The organism is Psychrobacillus sp. NPDC096389 (genome assembly GCF_044762855.1).
GTDB lineage: Bacteria > Bacillota > Bacilli > Bacillales_A > Planococcaceae > Psychrobacillus.
In genome coordinates, this window is the sequence record NZ_JBIWFB010000003.1 from 304778 (window position 1) to 329763 (window position 24986).

23 protein-coding genes are annotated in these 24986 nt (G+C 37.9%); 6 read left to right on the forward strand and 17 right to left on the reverse strand.

What is annotated here, in order from left to right:
• Positions 1-8: 8 nt before the first annotated feature.
• The 4 genes from dapA to ACIQ38_RS10905 are packed head-to-tail and all read right to left on the reverse strand — an operon-like array spanning position 9 to position 4070.
• Complete coding sequence (dapA, locus tag ACIQ38_RS10890; RefSeq protein ID WP_402822252.1) at positions 9-902, reverse strand: 4-hydroxy-tetrahydrodipicolinate synthase; 894 nt, start codon at positions 900-902, stop codon at positions 9-11.
• Positions 903-939: 37 nt separating this feature from the next.
• Entirely contained in the window at positions 940-1848 is a 909-nt protein-coding gene (locus ACIQ38_RS10895) for a proline racemase family protein (protein WP_402822255.1), read from the reverse strand.
• On the reverse strand, positions 1849-2889 hold the full coding sequence (locus ACIQ38_RS10900) for a proline racemase family protein (protein ID WP_402822258.1): 1041 nt from the start codon (positions 2887-2889) through the stop codon (positions 1849-1851).
• A complete protein-coding gene (locus ACIQ38_RS10905) occupies positions 2889-4070 on the reverse strand; it encodes an NAD(P)/FAD-dependent oxidoreductase (RefSeq protein ID WP_402822261.1) in 1182 nt (393 codons plus the stop codon). The genes ACIQ38_RS10900 and ACIQ38_RS10905 overlap by 1 nt, the downstream gene beginning before the upstream one ends.
• Positions 4071-4233: 163 nt before the next feature.
• On the opposite strand from ACIQ38_RS10905, the gene ACIQ38_RS10910 reads away from it, so the two are divergent.
• The 4 genes from ACIQ38_RS10910 (at position 4234) to ACIQ38_RS10925 (ending at position 7866) form a co-directional block, all read left to right on the forward strand.
• Positions 4234-5964, forward strand: a complete 1731-nt coding sequence (locus ACIQ38_RS10910) for a sigma-54 interaction domain-containing protein (RefSeq protein WP_402822264.1) — start codon at positions 4234-4236, stop codon at positions 5962-5964.
• A 75-nt stretch (positions 5965-6039) separates the two neighbouring features.
• Positions 6040-6312 (forward strand): (2Fe-2S)-binding protein, encoded by a 273-nt coding sequence (locus ACIQ38_RS10915; RefSeq protein ID WP_402822267.1) that lies wholly within the window; start codon positions 6040-6042, stop codon positions 6310-6312.
• A complete protein-coding gene (locus ACIQ38_RS10920; RefSeq protein WP_402822270.1) occupies positions 6309-6647 on the forward strand; it encodes a (2Fe-2S)-binding protein in 339 nt (112 codons plus the stop codon). Before ACIQ38_RS10915 ends, ACIQ38_RS10920 begins: the two co-directional genes overlap by 4 nt.
• A complete protein-coding gene (locus tag ACIQ38_RS10925; RefSeq protein WP_402822273.1) occupies positions 6640-7866 on the forward strand; it encodes an NAD(P)/FAD-dependent oxidoreductase in 1227 nt (408 codons plus the stop codon). The genes ACIQ38_RS10920 and ACIQ38_RS10925 overlap by 8 nt, the downstream gene beginning before the upstream one ends.
• Positions 7867-8234: 368 nt before the next feature.
• On the opposite strand, the gene ACIQ38_RS10930 is transcribed toward ACIQ38_RS10925, so the two are convergent.
• The 5 genes from ACIQ38_RS10930 to ACIQ38_RS10950 form a co-directional block, all read right to left on the reverse strand.
• A complete protein-coding gene (locus tag ACIQ38_RS10930) occupies positions 8235-9368 on the reverse strand; it encodes a bifunctional cystathionine gamma-lyase/homocysteine desulfhydrase (RefSeq protein ID WP_402822275.1) in 1134 nt (377 codons plus the stop codon).
• Entirely contained in the window at positions 9369-10301 is a 933-nt protein-coding gene (locus ACIQ38_RS10935) for a PLP-dependent cysteine synthase family protein (RefSeq protein WP_402822278.1), read from the reverse strand.
• Entirely contained in the window at positions 10301-10771 is a 471-nt protein-coding gene (locus tag ACIQ38_RS10940) for an S-ribosylhomocysteine lyase (protein WP_402822281.1), read from the reverse strand. Before ACIQ38_RS10940 ends, ACIQ38_RS10935 begins: the two co-directional genes overlap by 1 nt.
• Positions 10772-10782: 11 nt before the next feature.
• Entirely contained in the window at positions 10783-11421 is a 639-nt protein-coding gene (locus ACIQ38_RS10945) for a class I SAM-dependent DNA methyltransferase (protein ID WP_402822284.1), read from the reverse strand.
• 889 nt (positions 11422-12310) lie between these two features.
• On the reverse strand, positions 12311-14155 hold the full coding sequence (locus tag ACIQ38_RS10950; RefSeq protein WP_402822287.1) for an SLC13 family permease: 1845 nt from the start codon (positions 14153-14155) through the stop codon (positions 12311-12313).
• 263 nt (positions 14156-14418) lie between these two features.
• Here ACIQ38_RS10950 and ACIQ38_RS10955 point away from each other — a divergent pair, with 263 nt between their 5' ends.
• Positions 14419-15420 carry a S66 family peptidase gene (locus ACIQ38_RS10955; RefSeq protein ID WP_402822289.1) on the forward strand — a complete coding sequence of 334 codons (1002 nt, stop codon included), beginning with the start codon at positions 14419-14421 and terminating at the stop codon, positions 15418-15420.
• A 46-nt stretch (positions 15421-15466) separates the two neighbouring features.
• On the opposite strand, the gene ACIQ38_RS10960 is transcribed toward ACIQ38_RS10955, so the two are convergent.
• From ACIQ38_RS10960 to ACIQ38_RS10980, 5 genes are all read right to left on the reverse strand, one after another.
• The gene (locus ACIQ38_RS10960; RefSeq protein ID WP_402822291.1) at positions 15467-15700 is read right to left on the reverse strand and encodes a hypothetical protein; all 234 of its coding nucleotides are present in this window, start codon (positions 15698-15700) and stop codon (positions 15467-15469) included.
• Between the two features lie 162 nt (positions 15701-15862).
• On the reverse strand, positions 15863-15994 hold the full coding sequence (locus tag ACIQ38_RS10965) for a hypothetical protein (protein WP_402822294.1): 132 nt from the start codon (positions 15992-15994) through the stop codon (positions 15863-15865).
• A gap of 309 nt (positions 15995-16303) precedes the next feature.
• Positions 16304-17059 carry an ABC transporter permease gene (locus tag ACIQ38_RS10970; protein ID WP_402822297.1) on the reverse strand — a complete coding sequence of 252 codons (756 nt, stop codon included), beginning with the start codon at positions 17057-17059 and terminating at the stop codon, positions 16304-16306.
• Positions 17056-17784 (reverse strand): ABC transporter ATP-binding protein, encoded by a 729-nt coding sequence (locus tag ACIQ38_RS10975; protein WP_402822300.1) that lies wholly within the window; start codon positions 17782-17784, stop codon positions 17056-17058. Before ACIQ38_RS10975 ends, ACIQ38_RS10970 begins: the two co-directional genes overlap by 4 nt.
• Complete coding sequence (locus tag ACIQ38_RS10980) at positions 17781-18314, reverse strand: GNAT family N-acetyltransferase (protein ID WP_402822303.1); 534 nt, start codon at positions 18312-18314, stop codon at positions 17781-17783. The genes ACIQ38_RS10975 and ACIQ38_RS10980 overlap by 4 nt, the downstream gene beginning before the upstream one ends.
• A 129-nt stretch (positions 18315-18443) precedes the next feature.
• Here ACIQ38_RS10980 and ACIQ38_RS10985 point away from each other — a divergent pair, with 129 nt between their 5' ends.
• A complete protein-coding gene (locus ACIQ38_RS10985; RefSeq protein ID WP_402822306.1) occupies positions 18444-19799 on the forward strand; it encodes an amino acid permease in 1356 nt (451 codons plus the stop codon).
• Between the two features lie 43 nt (positions 19800-19842).
• Here ACIQ38_RS10985 and ACIQ38_RS10990 read toward each other — a convergent pair whose 3' ends face one another.
• The 3 genes from ACIQ38_RS10990 to ACIQ38_RS11000 all read right to left on the reverse strand — a co-directional run bounded on the left by ACIQ38_RS10990 (position 19843) and on the right by ACIQ38_RS11000 (position 24935).
• Positions 19843-21819 carry a S9 family peptidase gene (locus ACIQ38_RS10990; protein WP_402822309.1) on the reverse strand — a complete coding sequence of 659 codons (1977 nt, stop codon included), beginning with the start codon at positions 21817-21819 and terminating at the stop codon, positions 19843-19845.
• A gap of 229 nt (positions 21820-22048) precedes the next feature.
• Positions 22049-22705: a Type 1 glutamine amidotransferase-like domain-containing protein gene (locus ACIQ38_RS10995; protein ID WP_402822311.1), complete on the reverse strand. Its 657-nt coding sequence runs from the start codon at positions 22703-22705 to the stop codon at positions 22049-22051.
• Between the two features lie 679 nt (positions 22706-23384).
• The gene (locus ACIQ38_RS11000) at positions 23385-24935 is read right to left on the reverse strand and encodes a fatty acid--CoA ligase family protein (protein ID WP_402822314.1); all 1551 of its coding nucleotides are present in this window, start codon (positions 24933-24935) and stop codon (positions 23385-23387) included.
• Positions 24936-24986: the final 51 nt, after the last annotated feature.

The following is a 24986-nucleotide window of genomic DNA, read 5'->3' on the forward strand; positions in this document are numbered from 1 at the left end:
TCTTTTAGTTAGTTTGTAACTGTTTCTAAGCTTTGAAGAAGTTCTTTCAACTTTGCTTCTTCTTCATCATTAAGTGGAAGTCTTGGTTTGCGACATGGTCCACCGGCTAACCCTTGCAAATCCATCGCTCTTTTTACAATTTGCACGTATTTACCTGATCCTTCTAGGAATTGACATAGCGGTAATATTTTATCGTACAGTGCCCAAGCTTCCTCAATATTCCCGTTTTGAACATGATTGTATATATCAGTTACAAGTCGCGGTGCAATGTTACCCGATACAGAAATCCAGCCTGTCGCTCCGACAAGTAATGATTCCAGTGCAAGATCTTCAGAACCACTAAACACTTTGATAAATCCTTTGCCTTGTCTAGCAATATCACGCGCTTTTCCGATGCCTCCACTCGATTCTTTTACATGTGTAATATTGTCGACGTCACGACCTACTTTCAAAATCGTCTCCGTGCTAATGTCGACACCTGACGTGAACGGGTTATTGTAAATCATAATGGGAAACTTTACTGATTCTGCAACACTTTTAAAATGTTCGTAGATTTCATTTTCTTTTGGATGCGCATAATACGAGTTAATTAGTAGCGCCGCATCCGCTCCGGCTTTTTCTGCTTGTTGAGTATATTCAATTGCATCCGCTGTCGTTTCAGCTGCTGTACCTACCACAAGTGGAATTCGTCCATTTACTTGTTTAACTGCAATTTCAACTGCTTTAAATCGCTCTTCTTTTGTAAGGCTAACAAATTCGCCTGTACTCCCGTTTATAGTGATACCTGTTACACCTTCATTGATGAAATGTTCAATATTATTTTTGAATCCTTCCCAATCAATTTCCTTTTCGTTTATCATTGGTGTAATCAATACTGGAAATACCCCTTCAAGTTTTACCATTATAAATTCCTCCTAATTTTTGATTTGTAATAAGGTTTTACACTAATAAAAACCCATTCCTCAGTGGATCGTCTTCGTCAAATATAAATTCATGTGCTCCCGTGACAAATGCTTGCGCTTCTATGGAAAATTGATGTTCTCCCTTTGAAAGCTTTTTAGCAGTCAATGAACTTCCAAAAATACTATTGTTCTCAATTTCCGAATTGGTTGATAGAGAACTTAGAATAGCAAATGTGCTATCGATTCCTGGAGATCGCAAAATATAGCCGTCCTTTTCAAAAGTTACCGATCGAACTTTATTCGGATATTCCGGACTAGACTCCACTAGTATGATTCCTTCAAAATCGACGTTGTCATTTATTAAATTTGCAATTTTTTCTGTACCCCAACGATTCAATTCGGCTAAATATTGCAGGTCAATAGTTGGAATCGAATGTGGCAAATTATATAACAAGTAATTTCTTGCATTGTCCACATTTATTGAAGCGTAGTCGAAATCGGATTTTTTTTCTGAGCATATTCCACTTTCCATATAAACAGATACCACTTCCTGATTTTCAATCTGTAGCTTTAATGTATAAACTCCTCTAACCGTTTCTACTTTATAAATATCGTTAGCGTTTCTTTCCAAATTCCCTGTTTCGATTAATGCAGTTACAGTTGCAAATAATCCTTCATATTTAAAATTCGATACTTTTTCATGGTTAAAAAATAACAGTCCAAAATCCGCCACATAGGATGGAGTAACAACACAACCATTGATCCCACGGTGTCCCCGCGGCTCATTTAACAATAACTTTTTGGCATTTTCAAAGTTGTTCTTCAACACATCGTTATTTAGTAAAATGTCACTTCCTAAAAATGCAATAGGAGCTTGGATGACAATTCTAAATGCCTCACCAACAACATGTGTATCAATGGTGCTGTACATTTTTTCGAAATTCACTTAGACACCCTCTTTCACTGGTTCATGTTGCATGGGCGGAATGAGTAAAAACCCTTCTTTTAACGGATCTTTTTCATTGTAGAAAAACTTATGCATTCCCATAATCCAAGCAGAGCCAGTTACTTCCGTAATAACCGCATCCAATTCTTTCACTTTTGTTTCCTCCAGCACTCTTGCCTTAAACAATGTGCCGACGATACTTTCATGGACGAAAAGTTCATCTAGCCCTATCTCTGACTTCTTATATAAAGTCGCAAGCTTTGCAGATGTACCTGTACCACATGGTGAGCGGTCAATTCCTCCTGGAGGTACAATAACTGTATTTTTTACATCCGCATTTGGATGCACTGAATCCGTAAAAAACTCAATATGAGTCAGCCCGTTTATGAATGGAAACTCTGGATGGACAACTTCTTCCGAATCATTAATTGCGTTGCGTATTTCAATCGCCTGATTGATAATAGTTGTTGCATTTTTCTCATTGAGCTCTAGATTATGTTTACGCGCATCGATAATTCCGTAAAAATTACCACCGTAGGCAATATCACATTCCACGTTTCCGATGCCATCTACTTCTATATTGATAGATTTCAATTGAAAGGCAGGAACATTTGCAAACGTTACTTCTTCTGCTTTTCCGTCATGGACTTTGATCTTTACATCAATAAGACCTGCTGGAGTATCCACCTTAATATTGGTGAAAGGCTCCTGTACGTCGATTAGTCCTGCTTCTACAAGTGCGGTACAAAAACCGATTGTATCGTGACCACACATTGGTAAATAGCCACCTGTCTCAATATAAATGACACCTACATCTGCTTCCGGATGGCATGGGTCCGTCATTAAAGCTCCCGACATAACGCCATGACCTCGGGGTTCGTTCATTAGAAAATTTCGTATCCAGTCATAATGTTCTTCCATATACAACATCTTTTCAGACATTGTATTTCCTTTTAAGGGCGGAAGCCCGCTAATTAATGTTCTTGTCGGATTACCTCCTGTATGTGTATCGATTGTCGTGAATAATCGTTGGAAATTCATCAGTTTGTCACCATCCCTTTAAAACGTTTCAACTGCAATGGTTCAGTTGGAATGCATGTTTCTTTTTCGTTAATCATCTCTTCTACTAACTTCCCTGTTACTGCGGCTAAACTAATACCATCTCCTTCATGTCCTGCAGCGATATAGAAGCCTGGAATATGCTCTACTTGAGAAATTATTGGTAAATGATCTTCCGTCCATGGCCGCAAACCTGCATATGTTCGAATAACCGTCATATCTGCAATTTTTGGATAAAAACGGACCGCACGTTTGGCAATATATTTTGTCACTTCATGATCAACCCGTGTATCAAAACCAGCAAATTGTCTACTACTCCCGATTAAAAAGTTTTGGCTCTCGGTCGGTTCAAATACAAGTGCAACACCGTATTTCTCTGTGTAAGGATCCACGGTTCTTTCTCCTCCAAATTTAGAAATGAGATAGCCGAACTCCATTACTTTTCGTAATCCTACCGGTTGTTGTCGCGAAGCAACGATTAGCTGTCCCTTTCTTGGGAGAATTGGAATATCTAAATCTAACATCTCTCCTATTCTCGGTGCCCATATGCCACATGCATTAACAACCTTATTTGCCGTAAAGGTACCTTTGTCCGTTTCAATTGTAAATTTTCCCAAACCGTTCGTTTTAACATTTTTGACTTCCGTATTTGTATGAATTTTTGCACCCTGTTTTTCTGCACTATTAAACATTGAATAGGTCAACATATAAGGATTTACAGTGGAGTCCGTTTTACACTCTAATCCTCCGTGTAAATCATCCGCGAAATATTTAGATTCGTTTCGAATATCTTCACGATTTAACATTTTGAAATCTAACCCAGCTGCTTGCTGGCTACTAACCCATTTTTTCGCCGCTTCCATTTCGGCATCGTTTTCACAAACTAAAATACTTCCAGGATTACGGTATTCGAAAGGTATTTCCAATTCTTTGTTTAAAGAATGGACAAGTTCTTGGCTTTTCAATGACATCTGACTGTCAAAACCAGGATCTTTATCTATGGCAAGTATATTTCCATCACATCTAGAAGAAGTTCCACTTGCCAGTTCTTTTTTTTCGAGAATCGTCATATCTAAACCAGCTTTAGAGCCATAATAGGCAATCGCTGCCCCTATAATGCCTCCACCGATAACAACAACATCCCTATGCTGAGTGTTTCCCATCTTAGCCCTCCTTCCATTTATCGATACGACATTACTTAATGCAAGTACTATGCCAAATAGGGGGAATACCGAAATTCTTTATTCCTCTATTGAACTTTCAATCTTCTTGTGTAAAATAAATTATACAATTCAAAATTATTTGACAGTAGGAGTGGCAAATTAAATGGATCATAAACAAGGTTTACTAGAAAAATTAATAAATAAAGATTTTGTAAAAATGGATTCCATAAAAGATACAGCTTCTTTAACTAAGCTTTTAGAAAAAGAAACACCTAAAAAAGTTTTCACTTCAATCGATAATAGAGATTATTTTATTCAACTTTCCGAATCATCCAAGGAAATAACCTATACTTTTTGCCGTGTGATCTCATTGGATAGTTCCATAGAAGAAGTCTTTTTTTCACTTTCACAAAATGACTTGGTAATCGTTGTTAATAGTGAAAATGATTATGTGGGATATGTAACCTATGAAGCACTTTCAAAAAATTTATGGAATGAATACGAACGTACGCATGCTTACTTACAAACCATTTTAAATACGATTGATGAATCATGTACGGTTATCGATGACGATACAAATGTACTCTATTGGACAAAAGGAGCCGAAAAAATCTTTTCTGTCAAAGATAAAGATATTATCGGAAAACCAATAACGGATTTTTTCGAAGAGAATCAGTTGGAGATATTAAACGCTCTAAAAAAAGGAACTTCTGTCTATCATAGTCAACATAATGCCAGAAAAGATTTAGTCGTAATGATCAATTCAAACCCTGTTCATTTCAATGGGGAGGTCATTGGGGCAGTAGTGTCCGAAACAGATATAACAAGTCAAATCAGATTGAACAATGAACTTTACGTGACATCTAAAAAATTATTCAATTTAGAGGAAGAAGTACGAAAATCATCTCCTTCCATAAATCCTTTCTCTTATATAAAAGGAAATAGCCCTGCACTAAAATCAGTAATCGAAATTGCCAAAAAAACAGCTTTAACTAATGCAGCTGTCCTCATATATGGTGAAAGTGGAGTAGGTAAGGAATTATTTGCAAAGGCAATTCACAATTTGCGTGAATCTGAACATGCACCTTTTGTTGCCATTAACTGTGGGGCAATTCCTACTGGTCTGTTTGAAAGTGAAATTTTCGGATATGAAAAAGGAGCTTTTTCTGGGGCGGATCAAAAAGGAAAAAAAGGGAAAGTAGAACTAGCTAAAAATGGCACTTTATTTTTAGATGAAATAGGTGAAATGCCTTTAGAAATGCAGGTAAAAATTTTACGCCTATTGCAAGAAAAGAAGTTTTACCCGGTAGGAGGAACAAAAGAATTAGAAGTCGATTTTAGAGTTGTCGCAGCAACTAATAAGGATTTGAAGGAACTTATTCATGAAGGAAAATTTAGAGAAGATCTTTATTATCGTTTAAATGTGGTCAATTTTCGTGTACCTCCACTTCGAGAACGCATAGAAGATATTATAGAATTGACCCATTACTTTTTATATGAAATTTCGGTGAAATACAACCGTCCAATCCACGGTATATCACAAGCTGTCATGCAATCTTTACTTCAATATTCGTGGCCGGGTAATATTCGAGAATTAAAAAACATCGTCGAGCGATTAGTTGTATTTTCGGAAAATGGAGAAATACAACTCGATGATCTTCCAATTGAAATGGAAAGAATTACATCATCCAAAATTATAAAGACTGACATACCGTCGTATCCATCTATCATTAACGAAGAGAAATCCTTAAGCGCACAACTACAAGAATATGAAAAGGACATTATTCTAAGAGAGCTCAGTAAAGTAAATGGGAACAAGTTACTTTGTGCAAAAAATTTAGAAGTGACAAGAGCTACACTTTATAACCGGATGAGCAAATTAGGAATTAAATAATTTTCAGGCTGTTTTGGCTTCATTCTTGCATAGTAATTAATATGTATATTAAAAATGCTAAAGTATGAGGTGATCTTGTTGATGGAAAAAGAAATGATTATTTGTAGATGTGAAGAAGTGACTTATGGAAAATTAGTCGATACCGTCCAAAAGTATAATTGTACTTCAAGAGAACTAAAACTTCGAACACGAGCGGGCATGGGCTATTGTGGTGGAAGAACTTGTCGTAATATGGTCGATAGCATTGCCCATACTTCTAACGAACGAGATGTTACACAAATCACGCTGAAATACCAACCACCTATCAGACCTATAAGTTTCGGCGATTTAGGAGCGGTGAAAAGATGACACAACGAATTATTAATCATCCAATATTAGATAAAATAGACGACACGAATGTAATTTCTTTTACGTTTAACAATAAAGAATTAAAAGGTTTAAACAATGAATCATTAGCCGCCGCCCTTTTAGCAAATGGCATCCGCACGCTACGAGTACATGAAGAAAGCGGGGCACCACGCGGTTTTTATTGTAATATAGGGCATTGCTTCGAATGTCGCGTCACTATCGATGGACAACAAGGTGTAAGAGCTTGTCTAACCCCTTTAAAAGAAGGCATGAATGTGAAAAGCGGCGAAACCTTTTTAACTTCGGTAAGAGATTGGAGGCCAGACAATGAATAAAGTCATTATTATTGGCGCTGGTCCCGCAGGCTTGTCCGCTGCCATTACTATTGCAGAAAATGGATTAGACGTCTTGGTTATCGATGAATATATGATTGCTGGAGGTAGATTATTAGGTCAACTTTACGAAGAACCTAACGGAAATTGGTGGAATGGTATAAAAGAATCTAAAAAACTATATGAAAAGGCAATAGATCTCGGCGTCAAAATCCATTTAAACACTGCCGTTTCCAACATCGAGAAAATCGAAGAGGAATGGGTCGTTTATACAAATACCGAAACATATTACACTTCTCATTTATTACTCGCTACCGGGGCAGCAGAAGCACCCTTACCTATTCCCGGATGGACATTACCCGGCGTTATGTCGGTTGGGGCGGCCCAAGTAATGACCAATGTCCATCGAGTCAAACCTGGTGACCAAGGGGTTATTATTGGTGTAAACGTCCTGTCATCTGCAATAGCCATGGAATTGAAACTTGCAGATGTTGGGGTCAAATGTATTGCCTTACCAATGATGAGCGAGGTAACAAAAGAATCAGGAAATCCTATAGATGTCATGAATTCATTACTTCATGTTTCGCACATGGCTCCTTCTACATTTGTTAAACTTGGTAGCAAACTGATGAAAAACGAGTTCATGAAAAGGATGGGTATCTCTTTTTTTCCGAAGAGTGGCGTGAAAATGTGGGATATTCCCATTATGCTTCGTAAAGCGATAGTTGAAATATATGGAGAAGGGCAAGTAGAAGGGGTCAAAATTGCCAGCATCAGTCCAACTGGAGAAGTAATTGCAGGTACGGAAGAAAAAATAGAAGCTGATTTTGTTTGTATTGCAGGCGGATTATATCCTTTAGCAGAATTGGCAGCTGTAGCTGGTTGTCCTTTTTATCATATCGAGGAACTTGGCGGCTACATACCTCTTCATAATGAACAGATGGAAACCACACTAGCCGGTCTGTATGTTGCTGGAAATATTACTGGAATTGAAGGCGCCAAAGTAGCAATCCGTCAAGGTATTACAGCAGGTTTATCGATTGTTCACAATAGTGGAGTATCCAATCAAGAGATTCCTATACAAGCCTCTATTCAAGAGATTGAGCAAACGAGAAATCAAGCATATATACAATTCCATCCCTCTGTTAAAGAAGGGAAACGAAAACTACAACAATACTGGGAAAATCATTTAAATTCAAAAGAAATAGAAATACTGACTTAAATGAATATTGCCTGAAGAAACTCTGGCTATCTTCGAAGTGAAATTGTGCTTTGAAGGTAGTCCTTTTTTGTCATAACTAAAGCGCCTTTCTCTTCCTTGATCTGACAAGTGAAAATAATTAACGTTAATGTGGGTGTCACACCTTATAGGGAAAATGCATGGGAAGGAACCTATATTAATATGCATATCCCCATAAATTTACAGTGTTTGGAGGAGAGATTGTCCAACTATTTGATTAGATCGTCCAACTTTGGGAGGGGATTGTCCAGGTTTCGCAAAAGATTAACCAACTTTGGTGTGTGATTGTCCAACTACTTCCTAAACCATAAAAAAGCGCATCACTCAATCCAAGTGATGCGCCATTTAGCTTACGCTAATCCTTGTTCTAAATCCTCTAATAAATCTTCTGCATCTTCAATCCCAACAGAAATTCGTACAAGACCGTCTGTAATACCTAGTTCTAGCCTGCGCTCCCTAGGAATCGATGCATGTGTCATTCTAGCTGGCACGGAGATTAAGCTTTCCACCGCTCCTAAACTTTCCGCTAATGTAAAATATCGTAGTTTTGCCAGTAAAGCATCTGCTTTTTCTTCGCTTCCTACATCAAAAGAAATCATCCCACCGAAACCAGTCGTTTGTTTTTTCATCAGTTCATGACCTGGGTGCTCCACAAAACCAGGGTAATAAACTTTTCCAACAGCTTCATGATTATTCAAAAACTCCGCAATTCGCTGTGCATTTGATTGATGCTCTTCCATACGAAGTCCGAGCGTTTTAATCCCCCGCATTAATAACCAAGAATCTTGAGGTCCAAGCACCGCTCCAACCGCATTTTGTACGAAATGTAAATCAGTCGCAAGCTTTTCAGAATTAACCACAACTAGCCCTGCTACTACATCACTATGCCCACTAATATATTTCGTGGCACTATGCACGACAATATCTGCTCCGAACTCAATTGGTTGCTGGAAATAAGGCGACATAAACGTGTTATCTACAATGGTTAGCAGTCCTTTTTCTTTGGCAAGCTTTGCGACAGCTTCCATGTCTGTAATCTTCAATAAAGGATTTGTCGGTGTTTCCAAAAATATCGCTTTTGTGTTTTCTAACACAGCTGCTTCCACTTCAGCTATATCACTCGTATCCACAAAAGTAGCTTCAAGTCCAAAACGATTTAATACTTTCGTCATCACACGATATGTGCCACCATACACATCATCGGTTAATATGATATGATCCCCTTTATTGAAAAGCATCATCACGGAACTTGTTGCTGCCATGCCAGAAGCAAATGCAAATCCAGCAACTCCGCCTTCCAAGTCACTTATTAATACTTCCAATGCATGGCGAGTAGGATTTCCAGTACGTGAATATTCATAGCCTTTGAATTTCCCAACCGATTCTTGCTTATACGTACTCACTTGATAAATCGGTGTCGATACTGCTCCAGTTGCTTCGTCGCCAACAATACCTGCATGAATCAGTTTTGTTTTCGCACGCATTTACTTTTCCTCCTTAAACAGCTGGTACACATTTTGACTTAAATAACGTTCGCTTGAGTCTGGGAAAATAGTGACGATATGGCTTCCTTCTTTTGCAATTTCTGCTTCTTTCAAAGCGGCAAAAAAAGCAGCGCCTGATGAGCTACCAACAAGTAAACCTTCCTGCCTGGATAATGCTCGAAGTTGTGCAAAGGCATCTTCATCGCTTATAGTATGAATTGCATCAAAATAAGATGGGTCCATAAATGTAGGTAGAAACTCCATTCCAATACCTTCCGTCACGTGCGAACCCGCTGTCCCACCATTCAAAATAGATCCAACCGGTTCTACTATAACTGTTTTTACATGAGCATTTCGCTCTTTCAAAAAAGTAGATGTTCCCATAAACGTCCCACCTGATCCGGCACCAGCAACAAATACATCAATTTGTCCATCTAAATCTCTCCATATTTCAGGCCCAAGTGTTTTTTCATAAGTAGCCGGATTCGCTGGATTGGAAAACTGGGATGGTAAAAAAGCATGTGGAATGCTCTTAGCTAATTCTTTTGCTTTGTCAATTGCCCCTTGCATCCCAAGAGACGTTTCTGTATTTATGATTTCTGCTCCTAAAGCACGCATCAATGTTTGTTTTTCTACACTAAACTTTTGAGGAACGACGAAAATCACTTTGTACCCTTTTCCAATTGCGGCAAGTGCAATACCTATTCCGGTATTTCCAGCGGTTGGTTCAATAATCGTCCCACCAGGCTTTAGCTTTCCAGTTTCCTCCGCATCTTTAATCAAAGATAAACCCAGTCGATCCTTCACGCTACCACCTGGATTTAAATATTCCAACTTAGCAAAGATTCTGCAATTGTTCGGAATCTTTATATGCGTAATTTCCACGATAGGCGTTCTTCCTATTAATTCCTGGACACTACGAAAATAGTTCATTATGCTTCCTCGTGATAGATTTGGCGCCACTCATCTTTTTTAGCGAGCATTTCAGCCGCAATTTCTTTTGCACCTTCTAAGCTATGACTAGCTGCCCATCCACATTGCACTTCATTACAAGCAGGCACTTCTGTTGCTTGTAGCACATCTTGTAATGTTTTTTCTAGAATCTCTAAAATTTCATCATAGTTTTCATGATTAATAATCGATAAATAGAATCCAGTTTGGCATCCCATTGGACTAAGGTCTACTACTTGGTCCGTATGATTACGAATATTTTCTGCCATCAAATGCTCTAATGAATGCAAAGCTGGCATTTTCATATGCTCTTTATTAGGTTGCTTAAAACGGATATCGTATTTATAAATTTCATCTCCGCGAATTCCTTCCTTTGTCCCTGCTAAACGGACAAATGGTGCTGCAACCTTTGTGTGATCTAAGTTAAAACTTTCTACATTCATTTTTTGCATGTTTATCGCTCCTATAATTTTTTTCCTTCCATTAACCAAACAAAATCATTCATTTGTGTGAATTGCACTTGAAAACCTGCCTCATTGAACAATTTTGTTAAGATTGGGATCGTCGTATAATATTCTCTTTCTAGATCGTCTGCTACATGATGAAATCCACGTGCTCTTTCTTTTACTATTTGTGCTTGTTTTGCATCTCTGGATATAAAAGCAGTATCAGCAAATACTACTTTTCCGTTTGTCGGTAGAAGCTCTGCATACTTCTGTAATGCTTCTTTTTTTTCCTCATCGGTTAAATGATGAAATACATATGTGCTGACAAATGCATCGATACTTTCTGTTTCTGCTTCAAATTCCAGCAAGTCTCCATCCATTACTTTAATAGAAGGAAAGCGCTCAGCTGTTGCTTGACGCATCTTAGTGTTAGGTTCGATACCGATAACCGAAATACCTGCTTCTATTAACTTTGCAGTTAAATTTCCAGTACCTGTTCCAAATTCAACTACAGTACCTGAAACTCGTGTGGTAACTGCATTTAAAATACTGTCGTATCCTTCAAATACATCGCGATACTCCGGCTCTTCTCCAGCAACTGAAGCCTCGTATGAATCCGCCCAATCATCAAAAATATCGACAAACTCTCTGCCCATTTGTTAACCCCTTTTTAAACTACATTATTCCGAGTTATTTACTTTGAATTAGGCGCATTATAAATAGTTATATCATAATTGAGCAAATTGTCAAACAAAAAAATCACATGCGCCTGTTTCTGCCCCCGATTCAGTAAAAAGAATTTCGAATGGAATGAAACGCATAATTGGGATAATGTGTCGTAGTGAGTTGTATGCAGTGTCCGCAGGGATTTTCGCAGCAGGGCGGACGCTTTCCGTGGGGTGAGTGATGAGCCTTCACCGCCGCGCCTACGCGCGTACGTTGTGAAGTCTCATCTTACTCACTTAATCCCTTCGGAGTCGCCGCCCTGCTGCGAAAATCCAATGGAGATTGCTTACTTACCAATGTCCCAAATAAAATAAGTGATTGAACGAGACAATATACACTGTGAATACAAAAAATAGTCGTGCAGATGCCGGTTAGACAAGTTTAGTGGACTTTTATACATATTATTCCTATAATATGTATAAATATTGGTCGTTTCAATCCTAGTAAACTTGTTATTGTAACAAATTAGTTGCTTTCATCGACATTTTAGTTGCTCTCATGCTAATTCTAGTTGCTTTCGTACTAAAATTAGTTGCTTTCAATAGCTTTTTGAGTGCCCTTAGCCATTCTTTGGAATTTTGCACGAAGGTTTGAGAACCTTCGTGCAAGAGCGTTAGCGACGTAGTGGCTCGTCACTCGTCCGGCGGCGGTATAGCGGTCTCCTAATTGAACTCACTAAGACACACTTTCCCTATACCACGCTCAAAACTATAAATCCAAATTTAATGTTTTTTTAAAAGTATCCACATGTCAAAAATTTTATAGTTTCCTAAGCCACAAAAAAAGGTTTCTCTACAAAGAGAGAAACCCATCTTAAAATTACAAAGGAAAGAACAGTGGAATCACGATCATCATGACGACGAACATAATAATTTGTAGCGGAATCCCCGCTTTCATAAAATCAAAAAACCTATATCCACCCGCTGTCATCACTAATGCATTTGTAGGTGATGCGACTGGTGTTGCAAAAGCCATACTGGACGAAACTGCGATTGCTATTAAAAATGTGTACGGATTTGCTCCCATACTAACTGCTGCGCTCATCGCAATCGGTGCAAATAAAACAGCTGTAGCCGTATTACTTATAAATTGGCCGAACACCATTGTAATAAAATAGATGCCTATAAGTACGCCCATTGCTCCGAAACCTCCGAGTAAGTTAATAATCCCTTCTGAAAGAATGACCATTCCGCCCGTCTTCTCAAGAGCTGTAGCCATTGGAAGCATGGCTGCTATTAACACAATACTCTCCCAGTTCATCTTTCCGTATGCATCATCCATATTTCGCAAACACCCGGTCACAATCATCAAAACTGCCCCAATTAAAACAGAAATAACGGCCGGAAAAACTTCAGAAATCATGAGAATAATCATGAACAGCATAATGGCTCCTGCAATCGGCGCTTTTCCGCTTGCTGCAGCAATACTTGCATGTTCTTTTGGCTGTCCTACAACGACTACATCTTGCATCGCTTTAGATAGCAATTCTATTTCATCCCATGCTCCTTGCACTAAAAGCGCATCTCCAAAACGAAGTCGTACATCTGCCATTTCACTAAGTACATAATCCCCTTTACGATTGACACCTAGTATATTCAAATTATATTTTTCCCGAAAACCAATGCTACCAACTGTTTCATTTATCAAGCTAGAATGTGGGGTTAACAGCACTTCGGCAATCCCCAACTGTTTGGATACGAGTACGTCTGCTTCCGATTGTTCTTCAGCTATTTCTAATAAAAAATCATCTGCAAGCTGCTTCATACTACTAAATGCCCCTTGCACGAATAAAATATCTTTGGCATGAATGATACTAGTTGGTCCAGCCATTTCCTGATAAGTGATCGGCAACAGATTGATGCCTTCAATCGATTTACGATCTATTTTTAAAATAGCTAAATGATACTTAGCAGGAAGTTTTAAGTCGGCCAGCTGCTTTCCAATCATCGGCGAATTTTCTGGAACTTTTAATCGGTGTAAATGCCCACCAAGTTCATAGTCGATTGCCAATTGTTTCGGCGAGAGCTTATGTCCATCTTTTAAGGAGTTTTTATTTTTAGCGTTTGGTAAAACAACATTTCGAGCAATAACAAAATAAAGAATACCGACAATAATAGCAATAACCCCAACTGGCGTAATTTCAAAAAAACCAAGCTTTTTATAGCCATTATCCACTAGCACTTGGCTAACGATTAAATTGGCTGGCGTTGCAATTAATGTTAAAAGCCCAGACAAACTACTGATATACGAAAGCGGGATTAAATACTTCGACGGACTACTATTAATACTGATCGCAATACTAATAACAATCGGAAGCATTAATGCAACCGTTCCTGTGTTACTCATAAATGCTCCCACTATACCAGTAATAACGAGTAATAAGATAAATAATCTGTTTTCACTTTTTCCAGACCATTTAAGCAGTAAATTCCCAGCCGTCTGCGCAAGTCCCGTCCGCACGATTCCTGCACCTACTACAAACAGCCCCGCAATCATGATTACGACCGAATTCGAAAACCCAGCAAGCGCTTCAGCTGGATCTAAAATACCTGTAATAACGAATGCCAATAAAGCCAAAACAGCAACCAAATCTGCTCGCACTCGATTACTTATAAATAACACGATGCTTATCGCTAAAATACTAAAGGTAATAATAAGCTGCATAATCACATGCGCCCTTTCCATCAAATATTACTTCTATTATATAAGAAGCGAGGAGCAAGTACTTCATCCTAACTCTCTCTTTAGTTAAATATTTCACAATGTGCCACATATGTTTCACTAAATTTTCCTTTTACAACTAGAAGGACTTTCCATACAAAAATGTATGAAGGAAACTTTTCCTATAAAGAGTCACACTATTTCGAAATACATGAGATAATGAACTGACGAGTCATATACAAATACTAATAAGGAGAAACCAAACTATGATCCTATTAAATCGATTAAAACAAGGAGATAAAATCGGGATTTACTCCCCCTCTTCACCTATTACGTATTCTTCTCCAAAACGTTTCGAAAGAGCTAAGAGGTTTTTACAATCTAAAGGATTTGAAATTGTGGAAGGTAATCTTACTGGCAAGCATGACCATTACCGAGCTGGAACCATTCAAAAACGCGCCGATGAATTAAACGAACTCATAAGAAATCCAGACATCGGTTGCATTATGTCGACAATTGGCGGAACCAATTCTAATGCACTTTTACCTTATATTGACTATGAAGCTTTTAAAAAGCACCCTAAAATTATGATTGGTTATTCGGATGCTACCGCTATTTTGTTAGGAATATATGCTCAAACAGGAATACCTACATTCTATGGTCCCGCTCTGGTTCCTTCGTTTGGCGAGTTTGAGCCATTTGTTCATTATACATATGAATATTTCAAGGATATGTTAATAGAAGAACAACAAGTTCCTTTTACAGTTCCTACTCCCCCTTATTGGACTGACGAGCCACTCAATTGGGAAATCAAAACAGAAAATAAGCAGCAGATACCAAATAATTGGATTACCGTGAATGAAGGTAATGCTCAAGGTAGATTAATAGGTGGCAATTTAAATGCGATGTATGGTATTTGGGGAAGTCCTTATATGCCCTTGATTCAAGAAGGGGATATTCTATTAATTGAAGATACGATGAAAACCGCCTCTGTTGTAGAAAAGAATTTTAACCTTTTGAAATTGAATGGAGTATTCGATCGTGTTTCGGGAATTATATTAGGAAAACATGAACTATTTGATGATCAAGGAACTGGAAGAAAACCGCATGATATTCTAGTGGAAACAATTGGTCAAACAACCATTCCGATCCTAGCAGATTTTGACTGTTGCCATACACATCCAATGCTTACGATGCCTATTGGCAGAACCGTTAAGATGGACGCAACAAATAAAGAAGTAATAATTATGGAACAGTGGATAAAGTGAGTATTACTAGAAAAGTAGATATACAGCGCATTTTTTGCACCTAATATTAACAAAAAACATGCAGGGAGGAACTTAATCCTCTCTGCATTTTGCACTTTTCAAATTCTGGGTGCTCGCCTTTATCTATTAGACCCTGATTGTGCTTGTCGAACATCATTTGTAGTTCATTCGAAGTAAAGTCTACTTGGAGTTCGAACATTACTGCCCAAAAATCATAGGTTCCTTTACTTTTCAAAAACCTTGGTGCAAATGATTTTACATAAGGAGATTCGTTAAACAAGCCCATTTCCTCTTCTAATTCTTTCCCGATACTTTTCACTAAAAATTGAATTCAAAGCCATCTAAGTCAGACTCATCTAATCCCCCACCAGTAAATTGCAGTCTTCCTAAAGCCTTGATATATTTAATGATGGATAGTAACTCTCTTATCACCTTATAATATCTATTTTTCTACATACTTTATTAAAATGGGATCTAAATAATCTTCCTTTAAGGAATGATTGTTTTCAATAAAATCTAATACATGTGCTTCTTCTAACAATACAAATAGAAACTGGTGTCGAAGTATGTTCATTCATCCTGCCGAAAGCAATATAATTGTCGCTCGTAATAACGGCTACACAAGTGAATATGACTTTACAAGGAAATGCTCAGCCTTTGTTACGAATTGTGCGTAACGGTGAAGTATTTACAATCACCCAAATTCATCATAGGCCAAAAGAGCTTGAAGTGACGGTTGCAAAAACAGACTATAAACATTTTCTATACGTCGTCCCAAAACTTATCATGCTGTCCCTTAATACTCTCCGGCAAATCGAGCGGTGCCGGATCATACTTAACCGTAACTTTTGCGGGTGTTTCTTCAATAAGTATTGATTCCATTTCATTCACTCCACTTCTTTAACTGCAAATCTTTTGTGAATAAATTTTTATAACAAAGCACACTAAGCAGCATACTCGTAATTGCGGAGGAGCTAACAAACACAAAGATGATCAATATTTGATAGCGAACAGCTTCTACCGGGTCTGCTCCTGCGACAATCATTCCAGTCATCATTCCAGGAAGCTGAACTAATCCTACCGTTTTCATCCCATCAATCGTTGGAATCATACTATATTTAACGGATCGTTTCAGCACATCCTGAACCGCCTGTCGACTCGTTGCACCTAATGCTAGTAGTGTTTCAATTTCACCTTTGGAGCTTTCAGTTTCCCTTTTTAGTTGCGTCAAAAACAAACCACAGGCAACCATTGCATTCCCAATCGTCATGCCACTAAGTGGGATCATATACTGCGGGGTTGCTTCGATTATTTGCAAACTTAGTAAAAGTCCCATCATCACTATTTCCATCGTTGCAATCGACAGAGTAATTCTCCAAACGATTCCTTTCATCCCTTTTGCCCGTTTAGCTGCATTCAATGCCGCAACAATAATCATGATGCAAATAATCAATCCAATGAGGAATGAATTCCCTGATTTAAAAATAAATTGCAACACATATCCTACGGCAAGTAACTGAATTGCCGATCGCACTGTGCCAATTGCAATATCCTTTTCCAAATCAAGCTTTTGCCAGACAGAAAGAAGCATTGTAATGACAATGAAGAGTAAAGTAAAACTTAATGCTACTAAACTCATGATGTCACCTCAATAGGGAAAGAGTTCAGATTTTCAAAAAACATTTCTGTTTCACAATCAACTGCTAATGTTCCTTTTTCCATATACCATATTCGTTCGCTAATTCTTCTAGCTTGTTCTAAATCATGCGTCACCCAGAGGATGGACGTTTTATATGTTGTGTTCCAATTTAACAGAACTTTTTCGACTACTTCTTTACTATGCTGATCAAGTGAAGCAGTCACCTCATCTAGCAATAAAATAGAAGGTTTCAATAATAGGGAACGAACTAAAGCTACTCGCTGTTCTTCTCCTCCAGATAGATTTGCTGCTTTTTTGTCCCAGTCTAACGATTCAAGACCAATGTCCCGCATTAGCCTTCGTGCAAGCTTGTCATCAAATCTTGCATTATGTAATTTACTCACTGTTTTTAAGTTATCCGCAATCGTTCCAGGAAGCATAGTTGCTTGCTGAGCCACATAGGTTATCTTTATACGCCAATCACGAGCATCCATATCCCGTTCTTGAATCCCGTTGAATCGGATTTCTCCCTTATCTGCATTATCTAGCAGTGCAAGCATACGTAAAAGCGTACTTTTTCCTTGACCAGATTGACCAAGTAAAGCGATTCGCTCCGAACTTTCTATAGTAGTGGTTAAACCGGAAAATAAATAAGTACGATCCGTTTGTTTTTCTGCCTGCCAATAATTTTTCGTTAAATCTTTTATTTCAAATAAAGCTGTCATACTTGTTCTTCCCACTCTTCTCTTAGCAACCCCATTCGAATAGAATCATAATAAACTCCATCATAGAACCGACATTTTCGAAGGCGTGCTTCCATCGTCATCCCTAACTTCTCTCCAACTTTGATCATTCGCTCATTACCAGACCAAGTTGTATAGCCAACACGGACAAGCGGTAATTCTTGGAATAAATGCGCAATCCACATACGAAGGGATTTCGTTCCAATACCGCCACTCCAATACTGTGGATCATAAATGACAACACCCATTTCTAACCAAAGTGATTCTTCATGCTCCCAGTAGTAACAAAGCGATCCTACTAATTCATTATCTGCATATATTCCCCACATATCTTCTTGGTTAACCAATTGATCTTTTTTCTCTAGAAATTGCTCCAAAGTTTTCGGCTCATACGGAAAATAAGGAGCGTCCCATTTTTTCCATTCTGGTGATGTTTCTTTTGCGCTTAATTCCCAAAGGCGAACCAGTTCATTTTCTACTATCGGTCTTATCGTAATGTCTTGCAATTTCATGACCCCCGTCCTACTTGCGTATACATAATATTATCATAATTTCGTACATATGACCGTATCCATTGGGCTCTTCGTTGTGTTAAAGTGTTATATAACAAAATTAATATTTGAAAAAGGAGTGACACAACTTTGGGTGGAAATCAGCAATTACAACGAGGACTCGAACAACGGCATATCACCCTCATGTCTTTAGGGGCAGCAATTGGAGTAGGATTATTTTTGGGCTCCGCAACGGCTATTCGTTTAGCCGGACCTGCCATTCTTTTTTCATATATAATTGGTGGTCTCGTTATTTTAATCATCATGCGTTCACTTGGAGAAATGGCTGTACATAATCCTGTTTCCGGATCATTTAGTAGATATGCACAGAATTACCTTGGACCGCTTGCAGGTTATATCACCGGATGGAACTATTGGTTTTTATGGGTTGTTACTTGCATGGCTGAAATTACGGCTGTGGGCGTTTATATGCAAATGTGGTATCCTAATACACCAGCGTGGGTTTGGGCATTGGCAGCACTTATTATGATGACAATAGTCAACTTAATCGCTGTGAAAGCTTATGGAGAATTCGAATTTTGGTTTGCCCTTATTAAAATAATCGCCATTTTAGCAATGATTTTCGTTGGATTTGGGGTAATTATTTTTGGAATTGGCAATGGTGGAATAGCTGTTGGGATCAGTAACTTATGGTCTAATGGCGGGTTTGCACCAAATGGGATTACAGGAATTTTAATGTCCTTACAAATGGTCATGTTTGCATATTTAGGAGTGGAAATGATTGGTGTAACAGCGGGTGAAGCAAAAAATCCAAAAACCGTTATTCCTCGTGCAATCGACACTGTTTTCTGGCGTATTCTTATTTTTTATGTTGGGGCTCTTTTCGTTATCATGTCCATTTATCCTTGGAACGAAATTGGACAAAATGGAAGTCCGTTCGTTCTAATGTTTGAACAAATCGGCATTGGACCAGCTGCTGGCATTATTAACTTCGTCGTATTAACAGCAGCACTTTCTAGCTGCAACAGCGGTATTTTCAGTACAGGTCGTATGTTATTTAACTTAGCAGAACAAAATCAAGCTTCTCCTAACTTCAAAAAAATTAACGGAGCAGGAGTGCCCGCTAGAGCGATAGTATTTTCTGCCGTTTTACTATTAGTTGGTGTTTTGTTGAATTACCTCGTTCCAGAAAAAGTATTTATATGGGTGACCAGTATTTCAACTTTCGGTGCTGTCTGGACTTGGGGAATTATTTTATTATCTCAGTTAAAATTCCGCAAGACCCTTTCCAAAGAACAGGTTAATAAGTTATCGTACAAGGCATTATTCTATCCAGTTGGGCCATACTTAGCTATTGCTTTCTTGCTATTAGTTCTTGGGCTCATGGCTTATTTTCCTGATACTCGCATTGCTTTAATTGTAGGACCTATTTGGATTATAGGATTAGTTGTAATGTTTTATAAAAAAGGCTTCCATAAGAGATGATTCATCAAAAACCCCTTCAAAAAAATGAAGGGGTTTTTCACTATTAAATATATTTCTCAAACCAACTTGTAATTTGTTCCAATCTAGTTTGTCGCAAATTAGGCAATCCAACCCTCGAAAGGTTATGATCTGCTTGAGGGAAACGGACAAAACTCGTTTCTTTCCCCATAGCTTTTAGTGTTATATACAATTGTTGTCCTTGTTCAATCGGGCAACGATAGTCATTTTCACTATGCAAAATAAGCAATGGCGTTTCTACATTCGAAGCATATTTCAATGGGGAAGCATCCCAAAGTTTCTCTATATCCTTCATATCTGTGCCAATTTGCCATGGCGTAAAGTAATAGCCAATATCAGAAACTCCGTAAAAGCTAATCCAGTTTGAGATTGATCGTTGAGTAACTGCTGCTTTAAATCGATTCGTATGACCAACAATCCAGTTTGTCATAAACCCTCCATAACTACCTCCAGTTACACCAAGTTTTTTTTCGTCTATCCAGTCATTTTCAGCAAGTACATAATCGAGTCCTGCCATAATGTCCTCATAATCTCCGCCTCCATAGTCACCACGAACTGCATCGACGAATTGTTGGCTATATGAATGACTACCACGCGGATTCACATACAATACACCATATCCTTTTGCAGCTAACAATTGCAGTTCATGGAAAAATGTGTTGGCATACATCGTATGCGGACCACCATGAATTTCTACGATAAGTGGATACTTTTTCCCTTTCTCATAGCCTACTGGTTTCATTAGCCAGCCGTGAACATCCCAATCTTTAGCACCTTTAAAAACGATTGCTTCTGGTTCAGAAAGCTCTAGTTCATTTAATAATGACTCATTAAAGTTTGTAAGTTGCACTCTTTCACCAGTCGCTAAATTTTGCTTAAATAATTCCCCGGGAAATATTGCGTTACTTATTGTCGCAAGAGTGTACATGCCTGTCGCATCAATATCATACCCATACACATGTTCATTTTCCGCTGTTGCGGGATACACTGCACCATCTAATGAAGCAAAATAAAGTCGAACGTCTCCCATTGTAGACAATTGAAAGTACAAGTGATTGCCTTCCGTCCATACTACATCTGGAGCATTAGCACCTTGCTGCAAATCTCCACCAGAATAATCTCCTACAGGTGCATCAATTCCTTCTGTTAGTACTTGGCGAGTTCCTGAACTCACTTCATACACATATACTTCCGTATGTGTTGCATTTTCATATTGTCGATTGCTGCCAGTAAATGCAATATACTTGTCATCTTTTGAAAAAGTTGCTCCGCCGTAGTAGCCACCTTCTTCCACTATCATTGTTTCTTCTTTTGATTCTATATCAACTAACAATAACGGTTGGCAGAATGAAAAGTCTTGGTTTTCCTCTCTGTTGACCCCCATCACGAGCTTCTTTCCATCATGTGAAATAGCTTGTAAGTTATAATTGTAGGATCCTTCTGTAAACTGCGTTACTTCTTCAGTAGCAGTATCGATGTACCCAATATGCTTATATGTATCTTTTGGTAACAAGCCAGCGCCATCAGCATGATATTTCATTTTATCTACAATATAAGCTTCCGGTAATTTATTTTCTTCTTTTTCTGGCTCGTCAGTCCATGTTTTCCCCTCTTTTAAAGAAGCAACAAACCATACTTTTTGACCACACGGTGACCAAAGAAAGCTAGAAATGCCTTGTTCTACTTTTGTTAATTTCTTTGCTTCTCCGCCACTTGTTGATAGGACATATACTTGATTGTTCTCTTCCCGGTTCGATAGGAATGCAATGTGCTTTCCATCTGCAGACCATTTCGGTGACGATACTCGTTCTTTTTTATGTGTCCACTGTGTCACCACTTTTGTTTCCACGTTTACATGATATAAATACGCATAATATGTATTTTCTTTTTCATCCATTTCCGTACGAATAAATACTGCTTCTTTTCCATTCGGTGCAATAACCGGGTTTGTAACGGAATGCAAGTTAAATAAATCCTTTGCCTCTAATTTTCTTGTCGTCATTTTTCTATTCCTCACTTTCAAAATACATCTTTCATATTTTATTTCGACACTCGAAACCTTTTTCCTGCATTGTGATAAAATTTAAAGCTGGAACATGAATAAACAAATAACTAGTTTTATAAAAGAGTGTGCGTGGTAGAGAGCTCAATTAGGAGTGACTATGATTTCCATTTCCACCGGGCTAGCGATTTACATAAAGAAAATAATTCACTTAAGCTATAGCCATTCACTAGAGCGTCTCATCCATTTTTTGAATCTTTGAGTGAGAAATTAAATATACATTGCCTATAATGTCGATTTTGTCTCCTTTTACACGTATAGCGCAGTCTTTGTTAGACGCATAAATATTAATTTCTTCTGATAAGGGAGACAATTCGTCTTGAACCAGTGGAATATTATTTTCAAGATCAAAATGAGAAAGGACAGAAAAATCGTCAAGACCGATTCCTTCGTAAACAGAGCTTATTTCAACTTTATAGCCAAAGCTTTTCGAGCATAACCATTTAGCGGACATATTGATCGCACCAGCGCTTGCTCCCATCACAACGGCTCCGCTATTTTTAATCGAATGCGACAATTCATATTCCATTAGAAATTCATTTTGTTTAAGAATATTTCCACCTAACAAGAAAATGACTGAAGCATTTTGAATTAAGTTTTGGGCATCTTCCTTCTGTACGCTATAATTAATCAAATGATATTCATCAAACATAATGCCTGCCTGTTCTAACCACGAACGTTCAGTAGCACCATCATCTTCATAAAACGATGGATTCGAGCTAATCATAGCAAGCGATTTTCTATCAGTTATATCCTCCTGTAACACCATGCCCAGATTCTCTGGGAAAAAATTGTTAAACCAACCTAAATAATAATGTGTTTTCATAAGTTCCCTCCGTACCAAAGTGTAAATAACATCAACTTCCCGCGTTACTCATTCTTTTCTCTTGTCACCAACATATTCCCCTATATATGCCTTATTTGCTCTGCCAATTAAAATAGATTGTTACACAATTTTATCTATTTCTTTAAAAACGGTACGGCTTTATTTCTAGTCTACATTAGTTAAAATACATTTCTTCACAATCTTCATAGTTGCATTAACATAAAAATCCAATAATAAATTATCGTTCTTTATTATTAATAATCAACTTTTTTATAAAGTTTCACTTAACGCCAACTGAACTCGCTAGGCCAGCTTCTGTTAGACTTCCTTAGTGTGTTCGGAGCCAATATTGTCGAATTTACAGTCTATATTCTCTCGTTCAACTATTTATTGTTAATTCGGGACCTTGATAAGTTAGCAATTTACATTGTAAATATCCAATAAATGGCTTAGGGCAACCAATTGCCATTGAAAGCAACCAGTTATAGTCTAAAAGCAACTATATCAGGTCTAAGAGCAACTAAACTGTCAGTGAAAGCAACTAATTCTTACAATAGCCCTTTACTTGGGGTGAGACAATAATGACTAAGACGCATCTTTCCTATACAACACCTTATATATTTAGTTTATTCTATTCCAAAAAACAAAAAGCCACTCCATCAAGAAGCGGCTACTACATTTACTGAACAGTTTGTCCTTTTAACGAACGGCGTAAAATTTTTCCTGTTGTGTTTTTTGGTAACTCTTCTAAAAACTCAATTCGTTTAGGAACTTTATATTTTGCTAGTTTTTCGGCACAATACTGTTGCAATTGTTCTTCGGTTAAAGAAGCCTCTTTCTTCACAACAAACGCTAATACTTCTTCCCCAAAAGTAGGGTCTGGCACTCCGACTACTGCCGCTTCTACAATACCTGGATGTTCGAAGAGAACTTCTTCTACTTCCCGTGGATATACATTATATCCTCCTACAATAATCATATCTTTCTTGCGATCGACAATATAGAAATAACCTTCTTCATCTTGTCTAGCAAGATCGCCTGTATATAACCAACCGTCTCGAATCGCACTGTCGGTTTCTTCTGGCATTTTATAATAGCCTTTCATCACATTAGGTCCTCGGACAATCAGTTCTCCAACTTCTCCAATTGGAACCTCTTCCCCTAATTCATTCACTATTTTGTTTTCTACATTCACAATATTTGTGCCAATCGAGCCTGGTTTACGGTCCCGATCAATTGGATTAAAGCAAGTTACTGGTGAAGCTTCAGATAAGCCATATCCTTCTGATATTCTTACATGGAACTTGTCCTCAAAATTATGCAATAACGCAACTGGCAATGAAGAGCCACCCGAAATTGCTAAACGAATGGATTTAAAATCTTCCACTTTATCTTCAGGGAATTGATATAAGAAATTGTACATCGTCGGCACTCCTGCAAAAACAGTCGCTTTTTGTTCTTTGGCAATAGAGAATACCTCTTGCGGACTGAATCTAGGAACTAGTAATATCGTAGCTCCCATTAGTAATGGTGCATTTACAACAACCGTTAAAGCAAAGACATGGAATACAGGGAGCGTTGCAATGACACGATCATCTGTATTAATACTTAAATATTCTGCAACGTCACGAGCATTCGAAAATATATTATTATATGTAAGCATGGCACCTTTTGGTTGTCCCGTAGTACCTGATGTGTACAAAATAACTGCCGTATCATCCTCTGAAATTTCAACTGGCTTTACTCGTTCCCCCGCAATTGCCAGTAAAGATGAAAACGATTTCACTTTTACTTTCAAATCTTCCGAAAGCCCAGCTAACTTATCTGGCGTATCCGCTTGTGTTTCACAAATAATATAGTTTTCCACCGTCGTAAATACATTCGCGCACTTTTCTATTAAAGGTAATAACGCATCTAGCGCAATAATTGCTTTTGCATCACTATTTTTCACAATATAAGAAATTTCATCTGGTGTATAAATAGGATTAATTGGTACCGCAGTTGCCCCTAAACGCATAGTAGCATATAAAGAAATTAAAAAATGTGGGGTATTGCCGAGTAAAAAGCCTACATGATCTCCTTTTTTAATTCCTAACCCTTTAAGCCCATACGCAAATCGCTCTACTGATTCGTCAAATTGTGCATATGTCGTGTCTTTTCCCATAAAGTGATACGCTATTTTTTCTGGATGTTTGGAGGCAATTTGTTGAACTTGTGAAGCTAAACTCATTTTCCCATCTCCCATTTTTTATTTGAATGAATATTCATTCATAATCCCCAT